Origin of the sequence: Nocardia cyriacigeorgica (assembly GCF_029868385.1) — a bacterium.
Lineage (GTDB): Bacteria > Actinomycetota > Actinomycetes > Mycobacteriales > Mycobacteriaceae > Nocardia > Nocardia cyriacigeorgica_F.
In genome coordinates this window covers 18,618-31,777 of the sequence record NZ_JARWNX010000032.1, presented here as the reverse complement: position 1 = coordinate 31,777, position 13,160 = coordinate 18,618, and the positions used below count along the sequence as shown (strand labels likewise).

General features: G+C 66.3%; 13 protein-coding genes. 5 read left to right on the top strand and 8 right to left on the bottom strand.

Translation table 11 applies throughout. From position 1 onward, the window contains the following. Positions 1-38 precede the first annotated feature (38 nt). The 3 genes from QH168_RS07175 to QH168_RS07165 form a co-directional block, all read right to left on the bottom strand. On the bottom strand, positions 39-1,289 hold the full coding sequence (locus QH168_RS07175) for a saccharopine dehydrogenase family protein (protein WP_280233709.1): 1,251 nt from the start codon (positions 1,287-1,289) through the stop codon (positions 39-41). Positions 1,290-1,297: 8 nt separating this feature from the next. Beyond that, positions 1,298-2,710 carry an ABC1 kinase family protein gene (locus tag QH168_RS07170; protein ID WP_280233708.1) on the bottom strand — a complete coding sequence of 471 codons (1,413 nt, stop codon included), beginning with the start codon at positions 2,708-2,710 and terminating at the stop codon, positions 1,298-1,300. 139 nt (positions 2,711-2,849) lie between these two features. Continuing rightward, complete coding sequence (locus tag QH168_RS07165) at positions 2,850-3,560, bottom strand: TetR/AcrR family transcriptional regulator (RefSeq protein WP_280233706.1); 711 nt, start codon at positions 3,558-3,560, stop codon at positions 2,850-2,852. A 252-nt stretch (positions 3,561-3,812) separates the two neighbouring features. Here QH168_RS07165 and QH168_RS07160 point away from each other — a divergent pair, with 252 nt between their 5' ends. From QH168_RS07160 to QH168_RS07140, 5 genes are all read left to right on the top strand, one after another. Continuing rightward, positions 3,813-5,162 (top strand): DUF445 domain-containing protein, encoded by a 1,350-nt coding sequence (locus tag QH168_RS07160; protein WP_432421052.1) that lies wholly within the window; start codon positions 3,813-3,815, stop codon positions 5,160-5,162. A gap of 104 nt (positions 5,163-5,266) precedes the next feature. Beyond that, positions 5,267-5,767 carry a helix-turn-helix domain-containing protein gene (locus QH168_RS07155; protein WP_280233705.1) on the top strand — a complete coding sequence of 167 codons (501 nt, stop codon included), beginning with the start codon at positions 5,267-5,269 and terminating at the stop codon, positions 5,765-5,767. Next, a complete protein-coding gene (locus QH168_RS07150) occupies positions 5,764-6,444 on the top strand; it encodes a heparin-binding hemagglutinin (protein ID WP_280233704.1) in 681 nt (226 codons plus the stop codon). The genes QH168_RS07155 and QH168_RS07150 overlap by 4 nt, the downstream gene beginning before the upstream one ends. Positions 6,445-6,587: 143 nt before the next feature. Next, complete coding sequence (locus tag QH168_RS07145; protein ID WP_280233703.1) at positions 6,588-6,884, top strand: DUF2516 family protein; 297 nt, start codon at positions 6,588-6,590, stop codon at positions 6,882-6,884. 148 nt (positions 6,885-7,032) lie between these two features. Further along, on the top strand, positions 7,033-8,073 hold the full coding sequence (locus QH168_RS07140) for an alpha/beta fold hydrolase (protein WP_280233702.1): 1,041 nt from the start codon (positions 7,033-7,035) through the stop codon (positions 8,071-8,073). Positions 8,074-8,100: 27 nt separating this feature from the next. Here the strand turns inward: QH168_RS07140 and purU are convergent, their stop codons facing one another. The 5 genes from purU to QH168_RS07115 form a co-directional block, all read right to left on the bottom strand. Then, entirely contained in the window at positions 8,101-8,991 is an 891-nt protein-coding gene (gene purU, locus QH168_RS07135) for a formyltetrahydrofolate deformylase (RefSeq protein ID WP_280233701.1), read from the bottom strand. A 270-nt stretch (positions 8,992-9,261) separates the two neighbouring features. Further along, positions 9,262-9,930, bottom strand: coding sequence for an ATP-dependent Clp protease proteolytic subunit (locus QH168_RS07130; protein ID WP_280233699.1), 669 nt, complete (start codon positions 9,928-9,930; stop codon positions 9,262-9,264). Between the two features lie 32 nt (positions 9,931-9,962). Further along, positions 9,963-10,550: an ATP-dependent Clp protease proteolytic subunit gene (locus QH168_RS07125; RefSeq protein ID WP_280233698.1), complete on the bottom strand. Its 588-nt coding sequence runs from the start codon at positions 10,548-10,550 to the stop codon at positions 9,963-9,965. A 216-nt stretch (positions 10,551-10,766) separates the two neighbouring features. Then, positions 10,767-12,146 (bottom strand): trigger factor, encoded by a 1,380-nt coding sequence (gene tig / locus QH168_RS07120; RefSeq protein ID WP_280233696.1) that lies wholly within the window; start codon positions 12,144-12,146, stop codon positions 10,767-10,769. 299 nt (positions 12,147-12,445) lie between these two features. Next, positions 12,446-13,024 carry an FKBP-type peptidyl-prolyl cis-trans isomerase gene (locus QH168_RS07115; RefSeq protein WP_280233695.1) on the bottom strand — a complete coding sequence of 193 codons (579 nt, stop codon included), beginning with the start codon at positions 13,022-13,024 and terminating at the stop codon, positions 12,446-12,448. Positions 13,025-13,160: the final 136 nt, after the last annotated feature.

The following is a 13,160-nucleotide window of genomic DNA, read 5'->3' as shown; positions in this document are numbered from 1 at the left end:
CCGTTGTCCGCAGTGGATCGATTACCGGTGTACTACCTTCAGGCCCGGTCCACCTCGATGGTCATCCCGGCCGCGCGCAACCGTTCGGTGAGCGCATCACCCATGGCCGACGCGGGCGTGAGCACCCCTGCCAGCTCCGGCTGCTTCGCACCGTCGAAGGCCAGGCACAGGCCGCTCTCGCCGAGCAGCACCGCCGTGGCCTGATAGCCGGGATCGCCCTGCCCGGCGAAGGTCGCCACGTACTTGGCGCCCGAAGTCGTATGGGCGTAGGTCTTCATGGTGAACCAGCCACTGTTGCGGGCCTGCTCACTCGGACCGGTCCCCGGCTTGGGTAGCACCCGATCCAACAGCTTGCGACCGGCGCCGACCCGCGACAGCAGCGCGCCCGCCGCCATGGTGGCCACGATCCCACCGGACATACCGGCCGCCACCAGCGGCGCGGCAGCCGACTTACCGGCGCTCATCACCTCGCGGTAGCGGAAGTTCTTGCCGTACACCCAGCCGAGCAGGCCATTGGAGCGGCGCACGATCTTGGTGTTGTGCATGGCCATCACGAACGTGCCCACCCAGCCGTCCAGGCTCGGATCGATCGAACTGGCGCGCTGCAAGGCCTGATCGGACTGCCTGCCGACATCCGGGTCCATCGACTTGTCCGGGCTCAGCGAATACGGATGGCTGAGCACCGACTGTTTGGACGGATCGGCCGCGACCGCCTCCATCATCGCGCGCCCGGAATCGATGGTGCCGCCGCTGACCCCGCCCTTGAGCGAGGCGATCAGCGTGGTGTCGGTGAGTTCACCGGTGTTGTCCTCGACCGAACGCCGATACAGCCGATACACGCTCAGATCCGACGGAATCGAGTCGTAACCACAGGAATTGACGATCTTGGCCCCGGTGCGCGCGGCCTCCTCGTGGTACCGGTCGATCGCCTCACGGATGAACAACGGCTCACCGGTGAGATCGGCGTAGTGGGTACCGGCCTTGGCGCAGGCCGCGACGAGCGGAAGGCCGTAGCGCAGGTACGGTCCGACCGTCGTCACCACGACGGTGGTACGTGCGGCGAGCGCGTCGAGCGCGGGCTGATCGGCCGCATCGGCCACCACCAGCTCCCAGTTCGCAGCGGCGGGACCGAGTTCATCACGCACCCGCGACAGTTTGTCCACCGAACGTCCGGCCAGTGCGATCTTCGCGCCTGCGGGGGCCGCATCCAGCAGATACTGCGCGGTGAGCTTGCCGACGAAACCCGTCGCGCCGAAGAGAATCAGATCGAATTCGCGGTTGTCCGCCATGGGTGCCCTCACGCCTTGTCGTGTCGATTGCTATCGGACTCGTCGCCACCGGTGCGCTCGGCCAGCCAACGCTGATGCTCCTTGCCGAGTTCGGTGACGGGTGGTTCGTCGTAGAGCCATTCACGGGAGATGCGATGCCAATTCGCCGTCGCCTCCAACTGGCCGAGCATGCCGAAGGTGAGAAAGTCGGCCCGCCGGGAGAACAGATGCTCCGGCGGTAGATTCTGCTGCTTCATCCCGGTGAACTCACTGGCCCGCGGGTCCACGGCAAGCAGGAACGCACCGCTGGCCAGTTCGGTGGTGATGGTCAGATCCTCATCGATCAGACACCACTCCGAGGCGGCAAGCACGTACTCCAGGCATTCCTCCGGGCCGATCTCATCGGGCGAATCGATCACCCCGCGCTGGATCATCAGCTCCCGCAGATCCTCCGCGCGATCCTCGGCCGCCGCCCGCAGACAGGCCGCCTCGAACCGGACGTGCTCGGGGTCCATCCGGTTGAACAGGCCGAAATCGAGAAACCCGACCCGCCCATCGGTGGTGAGCATGACATTGCCCGGATGCGGATCACCGCAGAACTCGTTGAACACGAACAGCGAACCGACATAGAAGCGGTAGATGATCTCGCCGAGCCGATCCCGGTCGGCCTGCGGCAGGTCCTTGATCTCGTCGAACCCGCTGCCTTCCAGATACTCGCTCACCAGCACCCGCCGCGTGCTCAATTCCGGCACCGGACGTGGCACCACGATGAACGGATGCCCGGCGTAGAGCTCGGAGATCTGCCGCTGGGTCTCGGCCTCGGCGTGATAGTCGAGTTCGGCCTCCATATTGAGCCGAAGCTCGTCGAGCACCGCCGGAGTCACCCACGGCATGGCCGATTGCAGGACCCGGCGAAACATCGCCAGATTCTTCAGATCCGCGCGGACCGCGATATCGATGCCGGGATACTGCACCTTCACCGCGACCTTGCGCCCGTCGTGCAACCGTCCGCGATAGACCTGACCGATCGAGGCCGCCGCCACCGGCTCCGGTTCGAACTCCTCGAACACCTCGTCGAGCGGGCGGCCGAAATCTTCCTCGATCACCGCGCGCATCGCCTCGAACGACACCGTGGGCGCTGCATTGCGCAGCACCGCGAGGCGTTTCTGGAAGCGTTCGCGATGATCGGGCGGCACCAGATCCATATCAAGTACCGACATCATCTGGCCGAGTTTCATGGCCACGCCCTTCATGGTGCCGAGCACCATGACCACCTGTTCGGTGGTGCGGATCATCGACTCCTCGGCCATTTTCGCGCGCACCGCTTCCGAGCGCCCGCGCATGGACAGTCGCGCGCGCTGGGTGCGCAGCATGGAACCGGCCGCGACCGCGCCGAGCTTCGTCCCGCGAGCGAGCCGGGATGTCGGCACTTGTTTCGCCATCGAGGTACCTCCGTTGGTGCCGACGCGCGAACGGAGACGCAACCCCTCTGTCAGCGCCCCGCTGGCGTTCAGACTAACCAACCGCGCGGCGATGTCGAGTCCCGCGTCACATCCGGGCGGCGCGGGAGCCGCTACTGGCTCAGACGGTGGGTTCGGTGGATTCGGCGGTGGCCTCGGGCACCGCGGCCTGCTCCGGCAGCACATGCGGCATCGCGTTGAACTTGGTGCGGGAACCGCCCGCACGCGCCATACCCTCGATGGCGCTCCACGCCATCATCGACAGATAGTCGATGACTTCCTCACGCGACATGGTCTTATCGGTGGTCCACCAGTGCGTGGCCAGCTGGATGCCGCCGACCAGCACATACGACCACAGCATCGCGCCCTCGGTCTCGAGGTCGAGATCGGCGGCCCTGCTGATGATCGCGGCGGCGACGACCTCGGCGAACAGCTTCTCGAACTCGGCGAGCGAGGACTGATCGGCCGAGCCGTTGCCCATGATGAAGCGGTAGACCTCTGGGTCCTCGTCGACCGCGCCGACATATTCGCCGAGCGCCGTGCGGACCAGCTGGTACTCGTCGGCGTCGAGGCTGATCGCGCCGTAGACGCGCGGCATCAGGGTGATCTCGATGAACCGCTGCATGGTGGCGTGGACCAGATCGTTCTTATCCGCGAAGTAGCGGTAGAGCACGGTCTTGGAGACGCCGATCTCGGCGGCGATCTCATCCATGCCCGCGCTGCTGCCGCGGGCGCGGACCGCGGCGAGGGTGCCGTCGACCAGCTCCTCGCGGCGGTCGATCTTGTGCTGTCGCCACCGGCGTTTGCGGCCATCGGTATGGCCGGTGCGCACCGCCGCCGGTCGCTCGGCGCGCTCGCCGACGTCGACAAGGTCTTCGGTGGACAGGGTGGGCTCCCTCGTTCGTAGGTGGATCCGTGCGTCCAGCTTAGGTCCGATTACCGCTCAGCAGGCCCGTTTGGGGTGCCGATCACCGCATTCCGGGGGTCGATGCGAGCTATGTCACGTCAACTGGCATCGGTTCGCGACCCTCTGGTTGGTCACGGCATCGGTCGGTCACCGGAAAACGCCAGCAGAATGGAAGCCATGCAGAACGCTCCCGGCGATACCGCGGTCCTCGGTGACCGCCGTTCCGACGCCGCCGCCGCGCAGGCGAAGATGCCGAGCAGCTTCGCGTCCTTCACCGACGACGCGAGCAAACGGCGCGACCTGTGGAAGATGAAATCGCTGGCCACCGGCCTGCTCGCACTGGCGACCGCGATCTATCTCGGCTGCCGCTGGCTGGAGTCGCGCGGTGGCGGTGGTGACTGGGTGGGCTATGTGCGGGCCGCGTCCGAGGCGGGCATGGTCGGTGCGCTGGCCGACTGGTTCGCGGTGACGGCCCTGTTCCGGCATCCGCTCGGCCTGCCGATTCCGCACACGGCCATCATCAAACGTAAGAAGGACCAGCTCGGCGCCAGCCTCGGCAGCTTCGTCGGCACCAACTTCCTCTCGCCCGAGGTGGTGACCGCGAAGGTCGATTCGGCGCAGGTGTCGTGGCGGGTCGGACGGTGGATGGCCGATCCGGGCAATGCCGCGCGGGTGGCGCAGGAGAGTTCCACGATCCTGCGCGCGGTGGTCGGCGTACTGCGCGATGAGGACGTCGAGCAGGTCATCGACAATACGATCGTCAAGCGGATCGCCGAACCGCAGTGGGGTCCGCCGATCGGGCGGGTGCTCGCGGAACTGCTGGCCGACAATCGTCAGCTGCCGCTGCTGGATCTGCTCGCCGAGCGGGCGCATCAATGGGCGCTCGGCAGTCAGGAGACCATCGACCGCGTGGTGTTGCGCGATGCGCCGCAGTGGGCGCCGAAGTTCGTCAACATCCTGCTCTCGGAGAAGATCTACCGTGAGCTGGTCGAATTCACCTGGAAGGTGCGCTCCACACCCGATCACGAGGTCCGGCTCGCGGCGAATCGTTTTCTCGAGCAGTTCGCCGACGATCTACAGCACGACGAGGCGATGATCGCCAAGGCCGAGCGGATCAAGTCCCAGATCATGGGTCGTGAGGAGATCACCGGGATGGCCGAGGCCACCTGGCGGGCCGCCAAACGGTTGATCCTGGAGTCGGCCGACGATCCCGACAGCACCCTGCGGCGCAAGGTTGCCGAGAACGTGCAGGCGCTGGGCGAGCGACTGCGCGATGATGAACAGACCCGCGCCAAGGTGGACGGTTGGATCCAACGCGGCGCGCGGTATCTGGCGGCCAACTACGCCGATGAGATCGCCACCATCGTCAGCGATACCGTTGCCAGGTGGGATGCGGAAGAGGCGAGTAAGAAAATCGAATTGCAGGTCGGGCGCGATCTGCAATTCATCCGGATCAACGGCACTGTGGTCGGTTCGCTTGCCGGACTGGCGATCTACACGATTTCGCAGCTGATGTTCGGCGGCTGAGACAGGCACGCCGGACGGTTGCCCGAAGGGTGCTAACACATGTGCTTGCAATAGTTAGCACCCTGTCCTAGCATTGGTTACGTACTACCGCCAGAAGGTGAGTGATGGCAGACCAGCCCGAGGTTTCCGCCCAGCACGCCGAGGAGCCGGATGATGGTTCCGGTCTCGGAGAGCGGGCGGGCCGCGTGTCCAACGCGGCGCACGACATCGGAGGTTTCATCAGATCGCAACGTGAGGCCGCTCAGGTCTCACTGCGTCAGCTCGCGCAACTGGCGGGGGTGAGCAACCCGTATCTCAGTCAGATCGAGCGCGGATTGCGTAACCCGTCCGCCGAGGTCCTCGCGCAGATCGCGAAGGCGCTGCGTGTGTCCTCGGAGGTGCTGTACGTCCGGGCCGGTTATCTCGAACAGCGGCCGCACAGCCCGGTCCGGGATGCCCTGCTTGCCGACACATCGATCAGTGAACGGCAGAAGCAGGTCCTGCTGGAGATATATGAATCGTTTCGCCGGGAAAACGGAGGGAACGAATCAGGGGGGGATGACTGGGACAGCGCCGTTCCGCATATTACGACCGACACTCCGCCACGCCAGGAGAACGAAACATGACCGACAACGCCACCACCAAGCCGCTCTACGCCACCGTCGGTGCGGGTGACGCCGTCTACACCGCCGTCCTCGATGCCGTGACCCAGGTGCGCGAGCGCGCTCAGTCCGCCGATGTGACCGGCCGGGTCGACGAGGCCCGCGAGCGCATCGCCAATCTGCCCGCCGACGTGCAGGGCCAGTTCGATTCGCTGCGCGACCGGCTGTCGGGCCTGCCGTCCGAGCTGCCGGAGGACCTCGCCGAGCTGCGCGAGAAGTTCACCCCCGAGGAACTGCGCAAGCTGGCCGAGCAGTACTACCGCCAGGTCGTCGATCTGTATGCCGACCTCGCCGTGCGCGGTGAGGAGACCGTGGAGCGGCTGCGCGCCAACCACCTGGTCGAGGAGCAGGTCGGCAAGGTCGAATCGCTGTACAAGGACGCCACCGAGCGGGCCGAGGATGTGCTCGGCCGGGTCAACGACCTGATCGGCCGTTCGGCCAAGGCCGTCGAGGACGAGGCCGACGCGGCTGCCGAGGCGGTTGTCGACGCCGAGGTCGTCGAGGTCACCACCGAGTCCGCGCCCGCCCCGGCCGCCAAGAAGGCTCCGGCCAAGAAGGCTCCGGCCAAGGCCGCGCCCGCCAAGGCGGCCGCCCCGGCGAAGAAGGCCCCGGCGCGCAAGACCCCTGCCAAGAAGGCTTGATCCGCTTGTCCGACGTCCGCTGAGGGCGATTCGGGCACGTTCATACGGCGACCCCGCACATCATTCGGTGTGCGGGGTCGCCGCTTTTCGGTCCGTCTCCGCGCAAACCGGCCGCCGAGGGTCGTTGCTCCTATCATGGTGGAGTGGAAATTGCGCAGGGTGTTACCGGCCTGATCATGCTCGTGCTGTGGCTGCTGGCTTTCGGCGCGACGATATTCGCGCTGATCCACGCCCTACGTCAGCGTCCGGACGCGTTCACGGCGGTGGACAAGCTGACCAAGCCGATCTGGATGGCGATCCTCGGGGTGGCGGTGCTGCTGCTACTGCTGTCGTTCGCCGGACTCGGCCTGTTCGCGTTCATCGCCATCATCGCGACCGGCATCTATCTCGCCGATGTGCGTCCGAAGGTCGATGAGATCCAGCGCGGTCCGCGTTGGTAGGGGCCTCCGTATTCGCTGCGACTCGAAGAAAATTTCGGCGACTTCCGCGCTGGTGACGGGTGGTTCCCCCGAATTTTCTCGGTGCTTGCACTAGCTAGCACCCACTCCATTGGTTACTGTATCTCTCAGTAACACAAAGGAGTGTCCAATGCGTGCAATGTTGCCGAATGCGTTGGCGAGCGTCTCGAACCAGATTCGGGGCCTGCTGGATGTGCACCGTGCGAACCTGCGGTCGCGCACCTATGCGAATGCCGCGCTGAATCCGCCGACCGTCCCGCACGACGTCATCCCGGTGACGGCCTCGGACGGTGCGCGGCTGCGTGTGCACGCGTATGGACCCGCCGACGGCGATGTCATCGTGCTGGTGCACGGCTGGACCTGCGCCATCGAATACTGGAATCCGCAGATCAACGCCTTCGCCGGTGACTATCGCGTCATCGCCTACGATCAGCGCGGCCACGGCGAGAGCGAACTCGGTTCGAGCCCGCTCAACTGTGACCGCCTCGCCGACGATCTGTGCGCGGTGCTCGACGCCGCCCTGCGTCCGGGACAGCGCGCGGTGCTCGTCGGCCACAGTCTCGGTGGTATGACGCTGCAAGCATGGGCGGGCAAGCATCCCGAGCGGGTCACCGCGCAGGCCGAGGCCGTGCTGCTCAGCAATACCGGCCCGCATTCGCTGGTCGCCGAGACCACCGTGGTTCCGCCGTTCAACAAGCCGCTGTCGTGGCTCGGCGGCCGGGTGATCGACCTGCCGTTCTGGTTCGGCCGCGCGGGGCTCGGCACCCCGATCGTCTTCCCGCCGATCGCACCGGTCCGCTGGGTCTTCGCCCGCCAGATCATGTCCCTGGCCGCGCCGCGGGAACTGGTCGATTTCAGCATGGCCGTGGTGCGCTCGTGTCCGGCAGCGGTCCGGGCGAGGTTCGGGTTCTTGCTCGCCGATATGGACTTGGGCGATTCGGCCAGGAACCTGGTGGTGCCGACCACCCTGCTGGCCGGTGCGTTCGACGATATGACCCCGGTCGTGCATTCGGACCAGCTGGCCGAGGTGCTGGCCGAAGCGGGCAATCTCGTTCGCTACGAGGTGCTGCCGACCGGACATCTGGGCAATGTCGAGGCCTACCAGCGGTTCAACGAGGAACTCGCTCGGGTACTCGACGCGGCGCACCAGCCGGTCGAAGCCGTCGGCTGAGCATTCCGTCGTCCGGGCTCGCGCGTCCTAGTTGAACACCACCGTCCGGCGGCCGTGCACCAGCACCCGGCCCTCCAGATGCCAGCGCAGGCCGCGGGCGAGCACGACACGTTCGATATCGCGGCCCTGGCGCACCATGTCGCGGACCTCGTCGGCGTGATCGATGCGGATCACGTCCTGTTCGATGATCGGGCCCGCGTCCAGTTCGGGCGTCACATAGTGGCAGGTCGCGCCGATGAGCTTGACCCCGCGCGCGAAGGCCTGATGGTAGGGGCGCGCGCCGACGAACGAGGGCAGGAAGCTGTGGTGGATATTGATCGCCCGGCCCGCCCAGTGCTCGCACAGCTGCGGCGGCAGCACCTGCATGAAACGGGCAAGCACCACCGCGTGCGGATCGTGCGCGTCGACCAGGGCGCGCACCTGTTCGAAGGCGGGACCACGCTCGGCCGGATCCTTCGGGAACGGCACATGATGGAACTTCACCCCGTGCGCCTCGGTGATCTCGGCCAGATCGAGATGATTGCCGATCACCGCCTCGATGGTGGCCGGTAGCTCACCGGAGGCCGCCCGCCCCAACAGATCGTGCAGGCAGTGGCCGTCCTTGCTCACCAGCAGCACCGCCCGCCGCCGCCCCCCCGAATCATGCAACTGCCAGTCGGTCTCGGAGCCGAGATTCGCGGCCACAGCGGCGAAGCGGGTCCGCAACTCACCGAGATCGAACGGCACCGTCGAGGCCTTGATCGCCTGCCGGGTGAAGAACCATCCGGTCTCCACATCGGAGTGATACCCCGCCTCCACGATCGACCCACCGAAACCCGCGATGAACGAGGTGATCTCGGCGATGATGCCCGGCCGGTCCGGACAGCCGAGGGTCAGCACATAACGACGTTCGTCGGAGACGGAAGGTGCGGCACTCATGCGCCCATCCTCGCAGGTAGAGAAGTGCCACGATGATCGGAGTGCACACCCCGCGCAGTAGTCGCCAGGAAAGGGTCGACCAGCAGACAGTCGCCCCCAGTGACATTGGCCCGGCCCAACCTCAATTTTCGAGCGAAGCGAGACCGAGCATAGAGTTCGCGGCCCGTCTCGTGTCTCCGCTACCGCTGCGCAAGCCGAAGGCAAGCAGCGGTAGCGGAGACGCGAGACACCAGGGGGCCGCGAACCCGCGACGCCGCAGGCGGCGCAAATCTAACGCTGCGCGCTGAGCTTGCGGTAGTCGAAGACCGTGTCGATGATCCCGTACTCCTTGGCGTCCTCGGCCGTCAGGATCTTGTCGCGGTCGGTGTCCTTGCGGATGGTGTCGGCATCCTTGCCGGTGTGCCGGGCCAGCGTGGTCTCCATCAGACGACGCATGCGCTCGATCTCGGCGGCCTGGATCTCCAGGTCCGACACCTGCCCCTGGATGCCACCCTCCAGCGACGGCTGGTGGATGAGCACGCGAGCGTTGGGCAGGCAGGCGCGCTTACCGGGGGTACCGGCGGCCAACAGCACGGCCGCAGCGGACGCCGCCTGACCGAGGCAGACCGTGGCCACATCGGCACGCACGTACTGCATGGTGTCGTAGATGGCCATCAGCGAGGTGAACGAACCACCCGGCGAGTTGATGTACATGGTGATGTCGCGATCGGGATCGAGCGATTCGAGCACCAGCAGCTGGGCCATGATGTCGTTCGCCGACGCATCGTCGACCTGCACGCCGAGGAAGATGATGCGCTCCTCGAACAGCTTGTTGTACGGGTTGGACTCCTTGACGCCGAAGCTCGAGTGCTCGATGAACGACGGCAGGATGTAGCGGGCCTGCGGGCTCGCCGGCGCGATACCGGACAGGCCTGCGCGGGGGTCGATCGGGTTGGCCATCTTCGTCTCCAAAGTCTTGTGAGGGTGTCCGCTTAGTTGCCTGCGCCGTTGGCCTGGTTCGCGTGGCTGATCACATGATCGATGAAGCCGTAGTCCTTGGCCTCGGACGCGGTGAACCAGCGGTCACGGTCGGCGTCGGCGGTCACCTGCTCGATGGAGTTACCGGTATGCAGCGCTTGCAGCTCGTTCAGCTCCCGCTTGGTGTGCGCGAACTGCTCGGCCATGATCGCGATATCGGCGGCCGAACCACCGATACCGGCCGAGGGCTGATGCATCATGATCCGCGCGTGCGGCAGCGCGTAGCGCTTACCCTTGGTGCCCGCGGTGAGCAGGAACTGGCCCATCGAAGCGGCCAGACCCATGCCGTAGGTCGCGATATCGCATTCGGCGAACTGCATGGTGTCGTAGATGGCCATACCGGCGGTCACCGAACCACCCGGCGAGTTGATGTAGAGCGCGATGTCCTTGGTCGGGTCCTCGGCCGAAAGGAGCAGGATCTGCGCGCAGAGCTTGTTCGCGATGTCGTCGTCGACCTGAGTGCCGAGGAAGATGATGCGCTCACGCAGCAGGCGCTCGTACACCGAATCACTGAGGTTGAGACCAGCAGTCGCGGTTGTCATGACCCCTGCCTGGTTGATTGTCACGGATACCTGCCTTCTCTCGCCGGCTCGTTGCTGACACAAACATTAACGAAGCAGGGCGGCACCGAACTCCCGGTACCGCCCTTCTTCGCTCACAGCGCAATCTCGCTGACGCTCGACTGTGCGGTGCGCGATCGCAAACCCCGCAGGGCATCCGTCACGCTGATCTCTCAAAAGGTTTCTTCGCCGCTCGGCTTACTTCTCGGCGTCGGCGGCTTCGGTCACCGTCTCGGCGGACTCATCAGCCGAATCCTCCGGGCCACCGAACATTTCGGTGGTGTCCACGGTGTTGCCGTCGGAGTCGGTGACGGTGGCCTGGCCGACCACACCGGCCAGCGCCTTACCACGACGCACATCGGAGAACACCGCGCCGAGCTGGCCCGCCTGCTGCACCTGCTGGATGAACTGCTCGGGCGACATGCCGTAGCGCTGCGCCTGGAACAGGATCCGCTCGGTGAGCTCCTCCTGGCCGACCTGGGTGCCTTCGGCCTCGGCGATGGCGTCGAGCAGCAGCTGGGTCTTCACCGACTTCTCGGCGGCTTCCTTGGTGTCGGCGTCGAACTCCTCGCGGCTGGACCCCTGCGCCTCGAGCGCTTCGGCGAACTTGGCCTCGTCGTGGTCGAAACCGTGCACGGCGTCGTGCTCGACGGCGTCGATCTCGGCCTTGACCACGGCCTCGGGCAGCGGTACCTCGACCTGCTCGAGCAGCTGCTCGAGCACCTTGTCGCGGATCTCGCCCGCCTGCTCGACCTTCCTGACCCGCTCCACGCGGCCGCGCAGATCGGTCTTCAGCTCGTCGAGGGTGTCGAATTCGCTGGCCAGCTGGGCGAACTCGTCGTCGGCCTCGGGCAGCTCGCGCTCCTTCACCGATCCGACGGTGACGGTGATGACGGCTTCCTTGCCCGCGTACTCGCCCGCGACCAGGGTCGAGGTGAACTCCTTGGACTCACCGGCCGACAGACCGACCACGGCCTCGTCCAGGCCCTCGATGAGCTGGCCGGAGCCGACCTCGTGGGACAGACCGGTGGTGGAGGCCTCGGGGACGTCCTGACCGTCGACGGTGGCCGACAGGTCGATGGAGATGAAGTCGCCCTCCTGCACCGGGCGGTCGACACCGGAGAGGGTGCCGAAACGCTGACGCAGCGACTGAAGCTGCTCATCGATGTCGTCGTCGCCGATGGTGATGGCGTCGACGGTCACCGCGATGGTGCTGTAATCGGGCAGGGTGATCTCCGGGCGGACGTCGACCTCGGCGGTGAACGCCAGCTCTTCGCCGTCTTCGATCTTGGTGATCTCGATCTCGGGCTGGCCGATGACCTTCACCTCGGAGGTGGTCACGGCCTCGCTGTAGCGGGCGGGCAGCACATCGTTGACGACCTGCTCCAGGATCGCGCCGCGGCCCAGGCGCGCCTCGAGCAGCTTGGCCGGTGCCTTGCCCGGGCGGAAGCCGGGGATACGGACCTGCTTGGCCAGGGCCTTGTAGGCCTTGTCGAAGTCCGGCTTCAGCTCCTCGAAGGGCACCTCGACATTGATCCGGACCCGGGTCGGGCTCAGCTGCTCGACGGTGCTCTTCACGGACATGCTCCTTGTTCGTAGTTCATCGATCGTTGACGTCGGTGGTCCCCCCGATCGCATCCCCGCAAGGTTAGTCGACCGGTGCCGACGCCCTGCAATCGGTCGTGCGGTATCGGCCCAGCACATCGGTCGCACTATCGCGCGCCGAGGAGAAACGGCAGATCACACCGGCAACCTGCGACCCCGAGGAGCCGTTGGCAGCCCGCCTGGCGTTTCCGTGGCCGCGCATGCCGAAAGCAACCAGCGGTCATGGAAACGCCAGGCACCAGGGGCCGCGAACAGGCCGCGCCGGCGGCAGATCAGTCCGGCACGTCCACCGCGTCGGTGACGAAGACCAGGGTCTCGTTCGGCTTGATTCCGTTTCCGCCCGCACCGTAGCCGAGGTCCGGCGGAATGATCAGCAGGCGGCGCGTGCCCTCTTGCACACCCTCCAGACCCGTGTCCCAGCCCGGGATGACCATGCCGGCGCCGAGGGTCAGCTCGAACGGCTGGCCGCGATCGAAGGAGCTGTCGAGCTTCTGCTTGTCCGACCAGGTCACCAGGGTGTAGTTCATCTCCAGTTCCTGACCGGGCTGCGCGCCGGGTCCGGTGCCGGTGACCAGATCCTTGACGATCAGTTCCTTGGGCGGATCGCAGTCGTCGGGGATGGTGATGGTCGGCGCCTCGCCGTAACCCCCGGTGACGCCGATGTCGTCGGCGGTGCATTCGCGTCCGGTGGACGGCTTCGGAGCGGGCGCACCGGTGGCCGCGGACGCGGTCGTGGTGGCCGCCGCCGTGGTGGCGGCGGTGTCGGAGCTGTCGTCCGAGCCGCAGGCGCCGAGCGCGAAGGTCGCGGCGGCGATGGTGGCGATACCGATGATCCTGGCGGAGGTAGGCATGCCGCGCACCCTAATCGACGTCATCGCTCGCGGTCCGCCCCAGCCCACCGACAGCGGGACGGCGACAGCAGCAGGACACCGACACCCCCGCGCGCTCGCACCGAGACCTGAACTACATCCGGAGTGCGGGCCGACG